Below are 14,909 nucleotides of genomic sequence, written 5' to 3' on the forward strand. Positions count from 1 at the left end.
TAACTCCTGCCCCTGTCCGCACGTGACCCACCGGGCCTCCGGCACCTCCACCGCGATGGGAGGTTCCCGATGAGCACCGCACGACGACCGATCCTCTTCGTCAGCCTGCCAGAGCGCGGCCTGCTCAACCCTCTGCTCGTTCTCGCCTCCGAGCTGTCGCGCCGCGGCGTACCCGACCTGTGGTTCGCAAGCGACGAGCCCCGGCGAGGCGAGGTGGGGCGCCTGACAGCGGGCAGCGCGGTGGAATTCGCCTCGCTCGGCGACGTCTTCTCCGAGCTCTCGGCGGTGACCTGGAGCGACGAGGTCTACCGCGAAGTCACCCAGGCGTCGCGGTTCAAGGCACACCGGGCCGTCATCCGCCACTCCTACCGGCCGGCCCTCCAGGCGGAGAAGTACCGCCGTCTGGAGTCCGTGGCGGAAAAGGCCCGTCCGGCGCTGATGGTCATCGACTGCATGTGCAGTTTCGCCGTTGATCTCGCGCTGACCCGCAACATCCCCTACGTCCTGAGTGTTCCGTTCCTGCCGAGCAACGTCCTCACCTCGCACAGCCCGTTCGGAAGGTCGTACACGCCCCGCGGTTTCCCCGTGCCGCATTCGGGCCTCCCCTGCCCCATGAATCCCGTGCAGCGCATGGCCAACCGGATGTTCAAACTGCGGACGCTGGCCATGTTCTTCAACCCGGCCATGGGAAAAGTCCTTTCGCAGGATACGAAACTCCGCAAGGAACTCCGCCTTCCCCCGCCCGACCCGATGACCAGGATCGACCGGGCAGAAATGATCCTGTGCAACTCGGTTCCCGAGCTCGACTACCCCTTCGAGATTCCCGGAAAGATGAAACTGGTCGGCGCGATGGTGCCGCCGTTGCCCGAAGTGCCGGACGACGACGGCCTGTCCGACTGGCTCGACGCCCAATCGTCCGTGGTCTACATGGGGTTCGGCACGATCACGCGCCTGACGCGCCGACAGGTCCGCTCGCTGGTGGAGGTCGCCCGCAGGCTCGACGGCCGGCACCAATTCCTGTGGAAACTGCCGGAGGAACAGCTCGCCCTGCTGCCCGCAAAGGAATCTCTGCCAGGCAACCTGCGGATCGAGAGTTGGGTGCCGTCGCAGCTGGACATCCTCGATCACCCGAACGTGAAGGTGTTCTTCACTCACGGCGGCGGAAATGGCTTCCACGAGGGCCTGTACTTCGGCAAGCCCCTCGTTGTGCGGCCGTTGTGGGTGGACTGCTTCGACCAGGCCGTGCGCGGGCGGGACTTCGGCGTGTGCCTGCCCCTCGACCGGCCGCAGGACATGGCCCCGGACGATGTCGTCGACAAGCTCACCCGCGTGCTCGACGATCCTGGGTTCCACCGGCGCGCGCAGCGGTTCGGCGAGTTGCAGCGGGCCGCGGGCGGGCGGATCGCCGCGGCCGATCTGCTCCTCGGCCTCCCCGCCCTGTCCTGACAGCCACCCTGCGAAAGGATCGACTCCCTTGAAGAACCCGGACCGTTGTGCTGCCCTGTGGCTGCGGCGATTCCATCCGGCCGCGGACGGCCCAATCCGGCTCGTCTGCTTTCCTCACGCCGGCGGATCGGCAAGTTTCTACCTGCCGGTGTCAGTGGCCTTCTCGCCCGGAGCCGAAGTGATCGCACTTCAGTATCCGGGACGACAGGACCGGCGACACGAACCGTGCATCGAGCACATCGGCACGCTCGCCGATTGCATCACCGCCGAACTCCTGACACTGGACGACAAGCCCACGGTCTTCTTCGGCCACAGCATGGGGGCCGTCCTGGCCTTCGAAACGGCCTGGCGTCTTGAGCAGCAGGCCTCCCACTCACCGAAGTCGGTCATCGTCTCCGGCCGCCGTGCACCGTGCACCGTCCGTGCCGAATCGGTGCACTGCCGGGACGACGACGGCGTGCTGGCCGAACTGCGGCTGCTCAACGGCCCGAACCCGCAGTTGCTGGGCGACGAGGAGATCCTGCGCATGGCGATGCCTGCCATCCGCGGGGACTACCGGGCGATCGAGACCTACACCTGCGCTGCCGACCGCAGGCTCCGTTGTCCCCTCACCGCGCTGACCGGCAAGGCCGACCCCCGGACGTCACTGGCCGAGGCAGAGGCGTGGAAGACCCACACCGACGGACGGTTCCGGCTCACGGTGTTCCCCGGCGGACATTTCTTCCTGGCCGAACACCCGTCGGCGGTGAACGAAGAAATCGCCCGGGAACTCGACACCGCGTGACACACCGCAGCCTTCCCGGTGCTGTCCGCCAAGTCACGTGCAGGACAAGGACATTCACATGCGCACACTACTGGTCGACAATTACGACTCGTTCACCTACAACCTCTTCCACTACCTGACTCAGGTGAACGGGGAAGAGCCCGAAGTCATCCTCAACGACGACCCGTCCTGGCGGCCGGAACTGCTCCGGGCGTTCGACAACGTGGTGCTGTCCCCGGGACCGGGGACGCCCCACCGTCCCGCCGATGTCGGCCATTGTGCGGGCATCGCGGCGGAGGGACTGCTGCCCGTGCTCGGCGTGTGCCTCGGGCACCAGGGCATAGCCCTGGTGCACGGGGCCGACGTCGTGCGTGCTCCCACGCCGCGGCACGGGCGCACCTCCCTGGTCCGGCACGAGGGCACCGGCCTGTTCGAAGGCCTGCCCGAGCCGCTGGAGGTCGTCCGGTACCACTCGCTGGCCGTCACCGGCCTCTCCTCCGTCCTGGAACCGCTGGCCCGGTCCGCGGACGGGGTGCTCATGGCGCTGCGCCACCGCAGCCTCCCTCTGTGGGGGGTGCAGTTCCATCCCGAGTCCATAGGAACCCAGGCCGGTCACCAGCTGCTGGCGAACTTCAGGGCGCTGACCGAACGGCACGGTGCACCACGCCGGAGGGCCGCTGCGCCCGCCGTGCACCGGCCGGTGCACAGCAGTCCCGTGGTCCGCCGGGTGCGCAGACTGCGTGTCCTGACCGAGCAGTTGCCGACCCGGTGGGATGCCGAGGTGGTCTTCGACCGGATGTTCCGCGCCGATGCCCACGCCTTCTGGCTGGACAGCAGCCTGGACGGGGGCCTGCTCGGCCGGTTCTCCGTCATGGGCAACGCGGCGGGGCCGCTGGCCCGTGTCGTCACCGCCGACGTGTTCCGGGGCACCGTGACCGTGACGGAGCCTGGGTCGACGCGGGTCGTGGCGGGTGAGTTCCTGGAGTGGCTGGACCGCGACCTGCGGTCCCTGCGGGTCGACGTGCCCGAGCTGCCCTTCGGTTTCACCCTCGGCTGGGTCGGCGCGCTGGGGTACGAGCTGAAGGCCGAATGCGGCGGCGAGAGGGCGCACCGCTCACCGGACCCCGACGCCGCCATGGTCTTTGCCGACCGGGCCGTGGTCTTCGACCATTCCACGGGCACCACCCATCTGCTGGTGCTCGCAGGTGAGAGCGGCGAGGAGGAAGCGCGCACCTGGCTGTGCAGTGCTGCCGCGGACCTCGACAAGCTCGCCTGCCGGGCGGCCGGGCCCTGCGAGAGGCCCGCTGCAGAGCCGGGCACGGGGATCCGGCTGCGTCACGACCGGGAGGCCTACCTCAAACTCATCGACGCGTGCCAGCAGGAGATCACGGCCGGGGAGGCCTACGAGATCTGCCTGACCAACATGGTCGAGGCCGAGACCGCGCTCGACCCCTGGCAGGCCTACCGCTTCCTGCGGCGCGCCAGCCCCGCGCCGTTCGCCGCCTTCCTCTGCTTCGGCGGACTGTCCGTGCTGAGCACCTCGCCCGAGCGATTCCTCCGGGTCGACCGGGACGGCACGATGGAATCCAGGCCCATCAAGGGAACCCGCCCCCGAGGGACCACCCCCTGTGAGGACGCGCTGCTGGTCAAGGAGTTGAAGGCCAGTGAGAAGGACCACGCCGAGAACCTCATGATCGTCGACCTGGTCCGGCACGACCTCGGGCGGTGCGCCGAGGTCGGTACGGTGGTCGCCGATCCGGTCTTCCAGGTGGAGACCTACGCCACGGTCCACCAGCTGGTGAGCACGGTCCGGGCGCGGCTGCGGCCGGGCACGGGGACGGTGACGGGGGTGCGGGCGGCGTTCCCCGGAGGGTCGATGACCGGGGCACCGAAGGTCAGGACGATGCAGATCATCGACCGGCTGGAGGACGGGCCGCGAGGCATCTACTCCGGAGCCATCGGGTATTTCTCGCTGACCGGGGCCGCCGATCTGAGCATCGTCATCCGCACTGCCGTGATCAGCAACGGCCTGCTGCGCTACGGGGTCGGCGGTGCGGTCATTGCACTGTCGGACCCGGAGGCGGAGTTCGAGGAGACGGTCGTGAAGGCGCGGCCCCTCCTCGCACTGCTGCGTTCCGGGATGCCGGGGCAGCAGGAGCGTGCCGCGAACGTCTAAGGCTTTCCGAACCCACGCATGGGGCGGCAGACCGCCCACCGATTCCCGGGAGTGATGGTGTCCGTTCACAACGACGACTACGAGATCGATCCGGCCGCCGGCACGGACCCCGGCCGACTCGGCGTCGGGCTCGGCGGTTTCACCCTCCCCCGGGTCTTCGAAGACGCCGTGCGCGCCGCTCCGGACGCGGTCGCCGTCAGGGACGGGGACCGTTCGTGGACGTGGCGCGCATGGCGGTCGGACGTGGACGCGATGGCACGCGGACTTCAGGAACTGGGCGTCGGCGTCGGCGACGTGGTGGCGGTGCAGGTGCCGAACTGCTGGGAGTTCGAGACCCTGCACCTGGCCGTCGCGGCCGTCGGCGCCGTGCTGATGCCCGTCCACTCCGGCAATGGCCATGCGGACGTACAGGCTCTGCTGGCCCGGGTGGAACCCGTGCTCGCCGTGCTGCCAGAAGCGGCCGGGGAGGACGGCACACCGCAGCCGGACCCGCCACTCCCGGCCGTGCCGTCGCTGCGCGCCGTACTGGATGTTCCGGCCCTGCACCGGCTGCTGGCCGACTGGCACGGCAGCACACCGCATCCGGTGGATGTGCGGCCGGACATGCCGTTCGTGCTCCTGCCCTCCTCCGGTACGACGTCCGCACGGCCGAAGATCTGTCTGCACACCCATGACGGGCTGCTGTCCAACACGTCCTTCGTGACAACGGAGGCCGGGGAAGCCTTCACCGTCGCGGTCATGACAGCCTGTCCGCTCACGCATCTCTTCGGCCTGCAATCCATGCACTCCGCACTCTTCACGGCATGCCCGCAGGTTCTGCTGACCAGTTGGGACCCGGACCGCTTCCTCGAGCTGGCCAGGGAGGCTCAGCCCAGTGTCGTCTTCGCCGTTCCGGCGCAGCTGCACGACGTCGTCGCCTGCCTCGCCGACGGCGGGGAGCCGGCCGGCTTCCGCCCGCACGAGGTGCGAACGGCCGGTGCCGCGATACCTGGGGCGCTCGTCACCGATGTCCGAGCGGCCCTGGGCGCTCCGCTCGTGGCAGTGTGGGGGATGTCCGAACTGGGCACGGGAACCTGTACCCGTGCCGACGATCCCCTGGACGTCGCCATCCGCACGGTGGGCCTGCCGACCCGCGGGGCGCGGGTGCGGGTCGTCGGCGAGGATGGTTCGAAGTGCGCCCCGGACGAACCGGGCCAACTGCAGTACCACAGCCCGGGCATGTTCCGGGGCTACTACCGTGAGCCGGCTGTGACACGGTCCTCGATGACCCAGGACGGCTGGCTGCGCACCGGCGACCTGGCGGCCGTCGGTGCCGACGGCCGCGTCCGTTTCCTGGGCCGGGCGGCCGAACTGATCAACGTGGGCGGGCGCAAGTTCAACGCCGCGGAGATTCAGGGCGAGTTGGCGGACCTGCCCGGTATCGGGCCGCTCGCGGTTGTCGCCCGGAAGGACGTCCGGCTCGGGGAGTATCCGTGTCTGGTCGTCACCGGCCGGGCGAGCACGGCCGTCGGCCTGAACGAGGTGACCGCGTTCCTGCGGGAGCGCGGGGTGTCCGACTACAAGATTCCGCTCGAACTGGTGAAGGTCGACGCCCTCCCCCGTACTCCTGCGGGCAAGCTCCACCGCAGGAGGCTGGAGAGCCTGCTCGCCGGCCCCGGCTGCTTCACCTCTGCCGCACCGGGAGCCCGTCGCCCCGTCTCCTTCGCCGAGTCCCTGGCCCTCGTCGCATCCTGCGTGGCGAAGGTGCTGGCGCAGGAGCCCGGCGAGACGGCCGTCCGGCCCGGGGAGACCTTCCGCAGCCACGGCCTGGACTCGGTCCGCTGCGTCCGGCTGCGCAACCTGCTGGCCGAGGCCACAGGTCTGTCGCTCCCGGTCGGGCTGGCCTTCGACCACCCCACCCCGGCCGCAGTCGCACAGGTTCTGGCAGCCGAGACGGACCGGGGTGAGGAAGAAGGGACCGACCGCGACGGTGGCCCGACGGCCGAGCCGGTGGCCGTCGTCGGCATGGCCTGCCGCCTGCCGGGCGGGGTGGCCTCGCCGGAGGATCTGTGGGCACTCGTGGCGGACGGCACCGACGCGATCTCCGCCTTCCCCCGTGACCGAGGCTGGGACCTCGACGGGCTGTTCCACGAGGATCCGGAGCACCGGGGCACGTCCTACGCCCGGGAGGGCGGCTTCCTCCACGACGCGGGCGACTTCGACGCCGGGTTCTTCGGTTTCTCGGAACGCGAGGCGCTGGCGACCGATCCTCAGCAGAGGCTGCTGCTGGAGGCGGCGTGGGAGGCGCTGGAACGGGCTCACATCGATCCGACGGCCCTGCGGGGAAGCAGGACCGGTGTCTTCACCGGGGCGATGTACCACGACTACGGGGCCGGTTCCCTCGTCCGCGGCAGCGCACTGGAGGGGCTGATCGGCATCGGTACGGCCGCGAGCGCGCTGGCCGGGCGGATCTCGTACACCTTCGGTCTCGAGGGCCCGGCGCTGACGGTCGACACGGCCTGCTCGTCGTCGCTCGTCGCAGTGCACCTGGCCTGCAGGTCGCTGCGTTCGGGCGAGTCCTCCCTGGCCCTGGCGGGCGGGGTCGCGGTGATGGCGACGCCCACGCCGTTCGTGGAGTTCTCGCGGCTGCGCGGGCTGTCCCCGGACGGCCGGTGCAAATCGTTCGCGGAGGCCGCGGACGGTGCGGCGTGGTCGGAAGGCGTCGGGCTGCTGGTCCTCGAACGGCTGGGGGACGCCCGGCGCAACGGGCATCCCGTCCTCGCCGTCGTACGGGGGTCGGCTGTGAACCAGGACGGTGCGTCGAACGGCCTGACCGCGCCGAACGGCACTGCCCAGCGCCGTCTGGTCGACCATGCCCTGGCCGACGCCCGGCTGGAGCCCGGGGACGTCGACGCCGTGGAGGCCCACGGGACGGGCACGGCCCTGGGCGACCCGATCGAAGCGGAGGCCCTCCTGGCGTCGTACGGACGGGGGCGCTCTGCGGACCGGCCGCTGTGGCTCGGCTCGGTGAAGTCGAACATCGGGCATGCCCAGGCCGCCGCCGGGGTCGCCGGGGTGATCAAGACGGTGCTGGCGCTCCAGCACGGTGTCCTGCCCCGGACATTGCACGTGGACGCCCCGTCGTCCCACGTGGACTGGTCCGCCGGGGCCGTACGGCTGCTCACCGAGCCCCGTCCGTGGCCCCGCGCGGCGGACCGGATACGCAGGGCGGGGGTGTCCTCGTTCGGGATCAGTGGCACCAACGCGCACGTGATCCTGGAGGAGGCGCCGGAGCAGCCCGGGCCCGCCGCCGAGGAGCAGCCCGGCAGCGGCATGGTGCCCTGGGTGCTGTCCGCGCACGACGAACCGGCTCTGCGGGCGCGGGCACGGCAGTTGGCCTGCCATGCGGAGGCGCATCCTGAGCTGTCCGCCCGTGACATCGCTTGCGCGCTCGCGGTCACCCGTGCCCCGCACGAGCTCGGAGCGTACGTCGTCGGATCGAGCCGTGAGGAACTGGTGTCCGCCGTCGCCGCGTTGGGCGCAGGCGGATCCTCGCCCTTGCCTGTTCCTGCCGGTACGGGCGCGGGCCGTCCGGTGTTCGTCTTCAGCGGGCAGGGCAGCCAGCGGCCGGGCATGGGGCGTGAACTCGCCCGTGCCTTCCCCGTGTTCGACGCGGCGCTGCGCGAGGTCTGTGCGGAGCTCGGTCCTCGGCTGGCACGCCCGCTGGCCTCGGTGATGTGGGCCGCTCCCGGTACGGAGGAGGCGGCCCTGCTGGACAGCACCGGATACGCGCAGCCGGCGCTGTTCGCCTTCGAGGTCGCGCTGTTCCGGCTGTTCGAATCCTGGGGCGTGGTTCCCGGGCACCTGGTGGGCCATTCGGTCGGCGAGATCGCCGCCGCCCATGCAGCGGGCCTTCTGTCGCTCGCGGACGCCTGTGCGCTGGTCGCGGCCCGGGGCCGGCTGATGCAGGACCTGCCACCGGGCGGCACGATGCTGGCCGTGCGCATGCGGGAGGAGGAGGTCTCGCGGTGGCTGACGGGCCCGGCGGACGCACTGACGGTCGCGGCGGTCAACAGCCCGCATTCGCTGGTGCTGGCGGGAGCACGGGGGCCGCTGGAGGACCTCGCGCAGCAGCTGACCACCGCCGGGCACCGGGTCCGGTGGCTTGCCGTCAGCCACGCCTTCCACTCGTCGGCGATGGACCCGATGCTGAAGGACTTCCGCAAGGCCGTCGAGGATCTCGCGTTCCGCCCACCGCGCATCCCGATGCTGTCCGGCCTCACCGGCCTGCCCTTCACCGGGCAGGAGGTGTGCGACCCGGACTACTGGGTGCGCCAGGTACGGGAGCCGGTCCGGTTCGGCGCGGCGATCGACTTTCTGCACTGCGAAGGAGCGGACTTCTTCCTGGAGTTGGGGCCCGGTGCCGCCCTCAGCCCGATGATCGAGGAGTGCCTTGCGGCCGGGCCCGATTCCCGCATGCCCGGCTCGGCGGTCGTGCCGGCCGTGACCGCCGAGGGCGGTGAGGAACGCGCGGTGCTATCGGCGGCTGCTCGGCTGCATCTTCACGGAGTGCCCGTCACCTGGCGTTCGGTGCTCTCCGGCGCCCGTCCGGTGTCGCTCCCCACGTACCCGTTCCAGCGGCGGACGTACTGGCTCGGCCGGACGCCGGACACCGGCGGCACAGCGGCCGGGGAGGGCATCGCCGAGGACGTGACACCGCAGTCTGCGGCCGCTCATCTGGCCAGCCTCGATGGCGGGGAACGGGACGCGGTCCTGACCGATCTGGTGCTGTCCGCGACCGGGGCCGTTGTCGGCGGGCGCACGTTCGGCGGCCCCCACGCCACCCGGTCCTTCACGGACATGGGTATCACCTCGGTCAACGCGATCGAGCTGCGCAACCGCATCACTGCCGTCACTGGGATCGAGCTGCCCTCCACCCTGGTGTTCGACCACCCCACGCCCACGGCCGTCATGCGGTTCATCCGCGAGCGCCTGGACCGTCGCGCCCCGGCCGCCCCCCGGTCCTCGGCGGAGGTCGTGGCGGAGCTGGAGGCCCTGCTGGATGCGGGCGCATGCCTCGACGCCGCAAGCGCCAACCGCCTCAAGGACCTCGCGAAGCGCTGGGGTCCCGCTCCGAAGCATGTCAGCAGCGTCGACCTCGCCACGGCCACGGATGCGGAGCTCTTCCGCCTCGTGGACGGCGCTTGAGCACTCCGCTGGAAGTGCGGTAGGTCAACTGCGGGCCGTTCATGGCTGGTCGCGCAGTTCCCCGCGCCCCTACAGGGCGCGGTACCGCACCGGACTACGGAAACGTCAGCACCTGGCCGACGTCCACCACATCCGGGTCGTCGATGCCGCTGGCGGCGGCAATGTCGCGGTAGCGGTTGCCGTCACCGTAGAAGCGTTCGGCGACGGCCCACAGGGTGTCGCCGGGTTCGACCGTGTAGGTGCGCGCCTCGGGGGCGGACGGGGACGGGGGTACCTCTTCAGCAACCGGCTCCTCGGCAGCGATCGGGGCGTCGGTGTAGAGCACGAAGTTGCCGTCGGCAAATCGGGGTGATCAGCCGATACCGATGCCGTGCAGGAGGGGGCCCACGATGACTGCGCCGAGAGCAACGGCGTAACCGACGAGCACACGGAAGAGACCGATAGCCGGGAGAAGTTATGAACTCACCTTTCGTGGAGCACGCCTGACTGCCCGGTCCTTCCCCGCTGACGCACCGCCACTCCTCGCATCCCTCGCACGGGGTCAGCCGTATCGATCCCTCACCCGTGCGTTCGGAAGCGGGGGAGATCAGGGGGCGGATCAGACGGCCGCCTGCTCCACGTGGCACCGTGCTTCGAAGGCGCGAGGGACGATCCGTTTCCCCTTTCCGGGGGAGCCACTTGCCGCGTCGCCCCGGCCTCCGGGTGCCCCGCCCCGCCTGAAGCCGGGGGCGGGGCGCCGGGTGGGTCACGACAGTCCCAACTCATTGTCCAGAAGGTCGAAGACCTCCTCGTCGGAGGCCGCTTCAAAGTCGAAGGCCTCGTCCGCGGCGGATCCCGGTGCAGTGGCAGCGTCGTCGCGCAGGGTTGCCCACTTGGACCTGAGAACCTCCAGGCGGCCCGCCACCTGTTCGTACGCCTCCTCGCCGATCTCCACGCTCCTGAACGCCCTCTCCAACTTCTCCAGTTCGGCGAGGATCGCCACCGTGCCACCGGACGAATCCGGGCCGAGCGCGAGCCGGGAGTACACGTATTCCGTCAACTCGTCCGGCGTCGGGTAGTCGAAGACCAGCGTGGCCGGCAGCCGGACCCCGGCGACCGCGCTCAGCCGGTTGCGTAGTTCGACGGCGGTGAGCGAGTCGAAGCCGAGGTCCTGGAAGGACCGCTGCGGGTCCACGTCCGCCGCCCGGGAGTGCCCCAGGACAAGGGCCGCCTGGCCCCGTACCGTCTCGAGCAGGGCCCCTCGCCGTTCAGGCCCGGGGAGGGCGGACAGCCGCTCCACGAGGTCACCGCCGCCCGCCGCCGCGCTGCTGCGCGCCCGCGTGCGGACCAGGCCGCGCAGCAGCGGCGGGACTTCACCGCGGGCACGGAAGGCCGCAAGGTCGAGGCGCACCGGCAGCGGGACCGTCTCCGGACCGGAGACGGCGGCGTCGAACAAGGCCAGCCCCTGCTCCGGGGTCAGCGGCGGCATTCCGGCACGCACCATGCGCCGGGTCTCCGCCTCGCCCATCCCGCCGGTCCACGGGCCCCAGGCGAGTGACACAGCCGGCAGACCTCGGTCACGGCGGTACAGCGCGAGGGCGTCCAGGAAGGCGTTGGCTGCCGCGTAGTTGGCCTGGCCAGCATTCCCGAACGTGCCCGCCACGGAGGAGAAGACGACGAAAGCATCGAGGTCCATCCCCTTCGTGGCCTCGTGAAGGTTCCACGCCGCATCCACCTTCGGACGCAGAACCGCAGCCAGCCTCCCGGGCGTCAGAGAACCGATGACACCGTCGTCCAGGACACCTGCCGCGTGGATCACAGCCCGCACCGGATACCGGCCGACCAAACCCTCGACAGCAACCGCATCCGCGACATCGCACGACTCGACAACAACCTCAGCGCCCAGGCCTCGCAGCTCGGCCACGAGTTCGGCAGCACCCTCGGCCTCGGCGCCACGCCGGCTGACAAGCAGCAGGCCCCGCACACCGTGCTCGACCACCAAGTGCCGGGCCACCAACCGACCCAGACCACCCGTACCACCCGTGACAAGCACCATGCCCTGAGGGTCCCACTGTGCCCGGCCGGCATGGGCAGACATCCTGGCCAGCCTCGCAGCCAGCACCTCACCCTCCCGGATGAGCAGCTCGGGCTCATCCAGAGCAAGGGCCTGCGGAAGTGCAGCCAGGCACGCCTCGTCCTCGGCTGCCAGCTCCACCAGTCCGAAGCGGTCCGGGTTCTCCGACACCGCCGAACACACCAGGCCCCGCACCGACGCAGCGGCCAGGTCGGCTCCGGAAACTGCGCCACGGGTCACGAAGACCAGGCGCGAGGCCCCGAATCGCTCCTCCGCCAGCCATTCCTGCGCCAGTCGCAGAACGTGCGCCGTCAGCGCGCGCACAGCTCCCGTCGTCCCGGCCGTTGTGTCGCCGTGCACGGGGACGAGCACCATGCCGGGCACATCATCCGCAGCCTCGGCCAAGGACTCGAGGCCGGCATACCGTTCGGTATTCCGCAGGCCTGCCAGGGCCGGGGCGTCCGTGTCCGCGGCGAGCACCGCCAACGGTACATCGGCTATGGCCTCAGGCCGGACGGGCGTCCACTCCAGCCGGAAGAGCGCGTCCCGGTCGACCCGACCCGCCGCGGTGTTCAGCTGCTCTGCGGTGAGCGGCCGGACGACCAGCGACTCCACCGTGGCGACCGGGGCCCCCGTACCGTCGGCAACTGCCAACGACAGCGCGCCCTCGGCCGAGCGCGTCAGTCGCACCCGCACCGCAGAGGCACCCGTCGCATGGAGCGACACCCCGGCCCACGAGAACGGCACGCCGGCGGTCGCATCGTCGCCGTCCTCTGCAAGTGCGATGGCGTGCAGACCCGCGTCGAAGAGTGCGGGGTGCAGGCCGAACGGGCTGCCGTCCACGTCGTCGGGCAGGGCGACCTCGGCGAACAACTCGTCGCCGCACCGCCAGGCGGCCTTCAGCCCTTGGAACGCCGGCCCGTACTCGAAACCGGCGTCCGCGAACCGCGCGTACACGCCCGTCACGTCCAGCGGCTCGGCACCCGCCGGTGGCCACACCGACGCGTCGAACGACGTCCGCGCGGCTCCCGGCGCCAGGACACCGCCGGCGTGCAGCGTCCACGGCGACTGCGTGCCGGACGCCGGTCGGGAGTGCACACTCACGGTGCGGCGTCCCGACTCGTCCGGTGCGCCCACCCCGACCTGCACCTGCACGTGGCCCTGCTCGGGCAGCACCAGCGGCGTGGCGAGCGTGAGCTCCTCCACCAGGCTGCAGCCGGCCTCGTCGCCGGCACGCAGGGCGAGTTCGAGCAGTGCCGTGCCGGGCACCAGTACCGACCCCATCACCACATGGTCCGCACACCACGGCTGGGACTGGGCGGAGAATCGTCCGGTGAACAGCAGCCCTTCGGATCCCGCCAGTTCCACGGCACCGGCCAGCAGCGGGTGTTCCGCGGACTTCAGCCCCACCGACTCCGCTCCCCGGGCCCCGGGCCCGCCCGACGGCCAGAACCGACGGTGCTGGAAGGCGTACGTCGGCAACTCGGCCCGGGGGCCGCCCGTTCCGGCAAAGAGTGCGGACCAGTCGGCCTTCGCACCGTGGACGTGCAGCTGGGCCAGGGCTTGCAGCAGCGTGGCTTCTTCGTCCCGGTCCTTGCGCAGGACGGATAGGAAGACCGGCTCGCCCTCCTCCGAAACCGATGCTGCCGCCAAGGCCGAGAGGACTCCGTCCGGGCCCAGTTCCAGGAACCGGTTCACGCCGTTGGCACGCAAAGTGCGGATGCCGTTCGCGAAGCGCACCGCCTCACGGACGTGCCTCACCCAGTAGTCCGGGGAACGCAACTGCTCGCTCGTGGCAAGCTCGCCGGTCAGGTTCGAGACGACGGGCACGGACGGCTCACCGAAGGACAGCCCCGCCACGATCCGGGCGAACTCGTCGAGCATCGGGTCCATCAGCGACGAGTGGAAGGCGTGCGAGACCTTCAGCCGGGTCGTCCTGCGGCCCCGCTCCTCGAAGTGAGCACTCAGCTCCCGCACAGCGTCCTCGACGCCCGAGACCACAACGGAGGAAGGGCCGTTGACAGCAGCGATGGAGACGGACTCGCCCAGCAGCGGCAGGACTTCGTCCTCCCTCGCCTGCACGGCGAACATGGCACCGCCCGCCGGCAGCGCCTGCATCAGCCGACCACGCGCCGCCACCAGCTTGCACGCATCGGCCAGCGAGAACACACCAGCCACATGCGCAGCCGCCACCTCACCGATCGAATGCCCGGCCACGAAGTCCGGGCGCACGCCCCACGACTCCACCAGACGGAACAACGCCACCTCGACCGCGAACAACCCAGCCTGGGCGAACACAGTCCGGTTCAGCAGATCCTCGTCCTCACCCCAGACGACATCCCGGACAGGCCGGCCCAGGTGCTCGTCCAGTCCGGCACACACCGCGTCGAAGGTTTCGGCGAACACCGCGAAACGGGCATGGAGTTCACGCCCCATGCCGAGCCGCTGCCCGCCCTGACCCGAGAACAGCACGGCGGTCCTGCCGGTACGTGCCGATCCCTCGACCACGCCCGGAGCGGTCTCGGCCGAGGCCAGCGCTGAAAGGCCACCGAGTGCAGCGTCCCGACTCTCCGCCAGCACCACCGCGCGGTGGGCGAAGGCGGACCGTGTGGTCACCAACGCGCTGCCGATGTCGGCCAGTCCGCTGTCGGCACTCGCCTCCATGAAAGCCGCCAGCCGACCGGCCTGGGCCCTCAGTGCTGCTTCGGTCTTGCCGGACAGCACCAGGGGAACCCAGCCGTCGGCAACCGGACGCTCTGCGCGGGCCGGAGCAGGCTCGGGCTGTTCCAGGATCACGTGGGCGTTCGTGCCGCTGATGCCGAACGAGGACACGCCTGCCCGGCGTGGCCCGTTCCCTTCCGGCCAGGCCTGCTCCTGCTTCAGCAGTTCCACCGCGCCGGCGGACCAGTCCACATGCGACGACGGAGCATCAATGTGCAGGGTGCGCGGCAGCGTGCCGTGCCGCATCGCCATCACCATTTTGATGACGCCCGCCACGCCTGCCGCGGCCTGCGTGTGACCGATGTTCGACTTCACCGAACCGAGCCACAACGGCCGCTCCTCCGGCCGGTCCTGGCCATACGTAGCGAGCAGCGCCTGGGCCTCGATCGGGTCACCCAGGGTCGTACCCGTACCGTGCGCCTCGACCACGTCCACGTCGGATGCCGACAGGCCTCCGTTCACCAGCGCCTGGCGGATGACCCTCTGCTGCGACGGACCATTCGGCGCGGTCAACCCATTGCTCGCACCATCCTGATTCACCGCAGACCCACGCACCACAGCCA

The 14,909-nt window shown here is 70.6% G+C and carries 6 protein-coding genes; 4 read left to right on the forward strand and 2 right to left on the reverse strand.

What is annotated here, in order from left to right; translation table 11 throughout:
* The first annotated feature begins 69 nt into the window (after window positions 1–69).
* Genes ACLHRZ_RS27150 through ACLHRZ_RS27165 form a run of 4 tightly spaced genes read left to right on the forward strand, consistent with a single transcriptional unit; the run spans window position 70 to window position 9,572 of the window.
* A complete protein-coding gene (locus ACLHRZ_RS27150; RefSeq protein ID WP_490421158.1) occupies window positions 70–1,446 on the forward strand; it encodes a glycosyltransferase in 1,377 nt (458 codons plus the stop codon).
* Window positions 1,447–1,474: 28 nt separating this feature from the next.
* Window positions 1,475–2,230, forward strand: a complete 756-nt coding sequence (locus tag ACLHRZ_RS27155) for a thioesterase II family protein (protein WP_490421159.1) — start codon at window positions 1,475–1,477, stop codon at window positions 2,228–2,230.
* Window positions 2,231–2,288: 58 nt separating this feature from the next.
* Entirely contained in the window at window positions 2,289–4,385 is a 2,097-nt protein-coding gene (gene pabB, locus ACLHRZ_RS27160; RefSeq protein WP_490421160.1) for an aminodeoxychorismate synthase component I, read from the forward strand.
* Window positions 4,386–4,439: 54 nt separating this feature from the next.
* Entirely contained in the window at window positions 4,440–9,572 is a 5,133-nt protein-coding gene (locus ACLHRZ_RS27165; protein ID WP_490421161.1) for a type I polyketide synthase, read from the forward strand.
* A 94-nt stretch (window positions 9,573–9,666) separates the two neighbouring features.
* Here the strand turns inward: ACLHRZ_RS27165 and ACLHRZ_RS27170 are convergent, their stop codons facing one another.
* Both ACLHRZ_RS27170 and ACLHRZ_RS27175 read right to left on the reverse strand, forming a co-directional pair.
* Entirely contained in the window at window positions 9,667–9,897 is a 231-nt protein-coding gene (locus tag ACLHRZ_RS27170) for a LysM peptidoglycan-binding domain-containing protein (RefSeq protein ID WP_490421162.1), read from the reverse strand.
* Window positions 9,898–10,317: 420 nt separating this feature from the next.
* Window positions 10,318–14,909, reverse strand: a 4,592-nt coding sequence (locus tag ACLHRZ_RS27175; protein ID WP_490421163.1) for a type I polyketide synthase, incomplete at its 5' end; no start/stop codon positions are given.

Source organism: Streptomyces sp. AM25 (assembly GCF_058146165.1).

Bases quoted from the DNA above. Each gene is read 5' to 3' on its own strand.
- ACLHRZ_RS27150 (WP_490421158.1), top strand. From the start codon at position 70: ATGAGCACCGCACGACGACCGATCCTCTTCGTCAGCCTGCCAGAGCGC.
- pabB (WP_490421160.1), top strand. From the start codon at position 2,289: ATGCGCACACTACTGGTCGACAATTACGACTCGTTCACCTACAACCTC.
- ACLHRZ_RS27165 (WP_490421161.1), top strand. From the start codon at position 4,440: ATGGTGTCCGTTCACAACGACGACTACGAGATCGATCCGGCCGCCGGC.